This is a genomic window from Pseudoflavonifractor sp. 524-17 (assembly GCF_009935845.1).
Lineage (GTDB): Bacteria > Bacillota > Clostridia > Oscillospirales > Oscillospiraceae > Pseudoflavonifractor_A.
Genome location: NZ_QWEK01000106.1, coordinates 1 through 2,655, shown reverse-complemented (window position 1 = coordinate 2,655; position 2,655 = coordinate 1). Strand labels below are relative to the sequence as shown.

The 2,655-nt window shown below is 48.3% G+C and carries 3 protein-coding genes; 1 reads left to right on the top strand and 2 read right to left on the bottom strand.

The genetic code is table 11. The features are described from left to right. The coding region (locus tag D1159_RS20325) for a hypothetical protein (RefSeq protein WP_347563736.1) at positions 1-341 on the bottom strand (341 nt) is incomplete at its 3' end. Between D1159_RS20325 and mobQ the strand changes: the two genes are divergently transcribed. Next, positions 222-1,598, top strand: a complete 1,377-nt coding sequence (gene mobQ, locus D1159_RS18655; protein ID WP_347563735.1) for a MobQ family relaxase — start codon at positions 222-224, stop codon at positions 1,596-1,598. The genes D1159_RS20325 and mobQ overlap by 120 nt on opposite strands. Before the next feature lie 90 nt (positions 1,599-1,688). Here mobQ and D1159_RS18650 read toward each other — a convergent pair whose 3' ends face one another. Continuing rightward, positions 1,689-2,138, bottom strand: a complete 450-nt coding sequence (locus D1159_RS18650) for an SMI1/KNR4 family protein (RefSeq protein WP_161847090.1) — start codon at positions 2,136-2,138, stop codon at positions 1,689-1,691. Positions 2,139-2,655: the final 517 nt, after the last annotated feature.

The following is a 2,655-nucleotide window of genomic DNA, read 5'->3' as shown; positions in this document are numbered from 1 at the left end:
CGGTATACGCACCGTTTTTCAAGTGTACAGGAAAGTTGGTCTGTTTGTAAAACCCCCGCGTCAGCGGGTTCGTTCAAGGCGCACTTATATACCACAATGAATTGTGGTATGTGCGGTCTTGCAGACGGCGTTTTGTGCCTGCCGGCACAAAAGAGAACGGCGGGAGTCACCCGCAGAAAGGAGCGCGGCGCGTGGCAATCTATCATTGCAGTATCAAAGTCATATCCCGCGGCAAGGGCAAGTCCGCTGTTGCCGCCGCCGCTTACCGGGCGGGGGAGAAAATCACAAACCAGTTTGACGGAATGACCCACGACTACACCCACAAGGGCGGTGTCGTCCATGTGGAGATTTTACTCCCCGACCACGCCCCCGCCGCTTTTTCAGACAGGGCGGTTTTGTGGAACGAAGTGGAGAAAATCGAGAAAGCGAAGAACGCCCAACTTGCGCGGAAGATTGAAATTGCCTTACCCCGCGAACTGACGAGGGAGCAAGGCATTTCCCTTGTCCGCGAGTATGTAAAGCGGCATTTTGTGACGGCGGGAATGTGCGCCGATGTATGCCTACACGACACAGGCGGCGGCAACCCCCACGCCCACATCATGCTGACTATGCGCCCTTTTGACGAGCGCGGCGAGTGGGGAGCGAAACAGAAAAAGGAGTACATTCTTGACAGGGACGGGAATAAAATCTATGACCCGAAGAAGCGGCAGTACAAATGCAAGTCCATTCCCGCTACCGATTGGAACGAGCAGACCAAAGCCGAGGAGTGGCGGGCGGCATGGGCGCAACTCTGCAACCAGTGTTTGGAGCAGAACGGACACGAGGAGCGTGTAGACCACCGTAGTTATGAACGGCAAGGGATAGACCAGATACCCACCGTCCATTTAGGCGTTGCCGCTTCCGCTATGGAGAAGCGCGGCATCCGCACCGAGCGCGGCGACCTCAACCGCGAAATCGAGGTAACAAATAAGCGTTTGCGGCAGTTAAAGGCGCGTATCTCCAAACTGCAAGACTGGCTAAAAGAGGAAACCGAGAACACCGAGCCGCCCACCCTTGCCGACTACATTCAAGGCATACTGTCACGCAAGGCACAGGCGGGAAAACAGGGATATTCCCAATCGCTGTATAACCTCAAAGACGCGGCGAAAATGCTGAATTTCCTGCAAACCAATAACATCATGGATATGGCGGGGCTTGATGAAAAATTCAAGTCCATGATAGGGGAACAACTGGATATTCAAGGGAAACTGAAACCCGTTGAACGGCGGCTTGCCACTCTGAAAAAGCACTTAGAGCAAGCCGACATTTATTTCAGGTACAAGGGGAAAAAGCCGCTGACCGAAGCCGAGCAAATCCTATTCACAACAGCAAAAGACTATCTCAAAGGCGTGATGAACGGCAAGACCACAATCCAGACAAAGGCATGGAAAGAAGAATACACCAAGCTGACCGCCGAGAGGAAAACGCTTAATCAGCGGTATCTTGCATTGAAAGAGGAAGTAAAAGAAGCGGAGAAAATCAGAAAGAGCGTTTACAGTATCTTGCGGCAGGAACAGAGGGAACGGCAACCAAACAGGGCGCAGGATATAGAACAGTAACAGACGGGGCGGCGGGATAGTCAATGTTTGTCTTGCCATCTTGTTTTGGAGTTTTATTAGACCGATAAACAGCAAATTGTAGAGTGAACCCTAATCGTCTATGCTATCTTCAGACAAAGATTCTACAAAGTCCCGAAAATTCTCTGCAATACGGCAGAAGCATCTATCCTCCAATTCTCCCAAATCCATATACACAATATAGACTCCTCCGTTCTCCAAATTAACACAAATCGGATTAGCTCCATAGTCATTTGCAAAGGGAAAATAAGAGGTCATCAATGGGGATTTCCCTTTGAAAAATAAATATTTTTCCTCCGTTGTTCTTATGGGAATATCACAATAATGATATTTTAATGGGAGAAAAACTTGAACCTCTGTTTCAATATCTTCCTCTTCAAAATAGAAAAACGGCTTTGTAGGTATTCCACCATTATAGGACAGATAGTGTTCTACAAAATCTTCTGGAAATGCAAGTCCCAGATTTACTTCAATTTCCGCTATATCTTCTCTTGTAAGTGCTTTACTCATTTTTTCAAACATATATGCAACTCCTTTATAAAATATGATTTATCGGTCTGTTCATACTGGAGAAATTATACCACGCCCATTCAGAAAAAGCAATCTGCACTTTGCCCCGTTCCGCCTATCCTGACCGTCAAGGGGCGAGTAGTATTTTTTCGCAAAGCGCGCGAAAAAATCTCTACTCTTAAACCCTTGACCGTCTGGATTTTTGCCGTTGCCATTTTGCCGCCGAAAACGGGGAACAGGATTTGACAACCCTGCCCCCTGCTTTCGTCCGCTTCATTCTAACGGCAAAACCGTCTGCACTACTTCGGCGGCTGTCTGTAGGTTTTGCGGTGGCTCTGCCCCCGCGCCCCCGACCTCTCCCAAAGAACAGAATGGAATGTTACGCAATAGGGTTTGAAAAGGCTTGATTTTTAAGGCGTTGCAGACACGAAAATCCACAGGGCAAGGGTTTATATGATGTGGTATAAAAAAAGTTGACACCCCATTCTCAAGGATTGGGTATATAATCAAGAGAATAAGGAGTGGACAA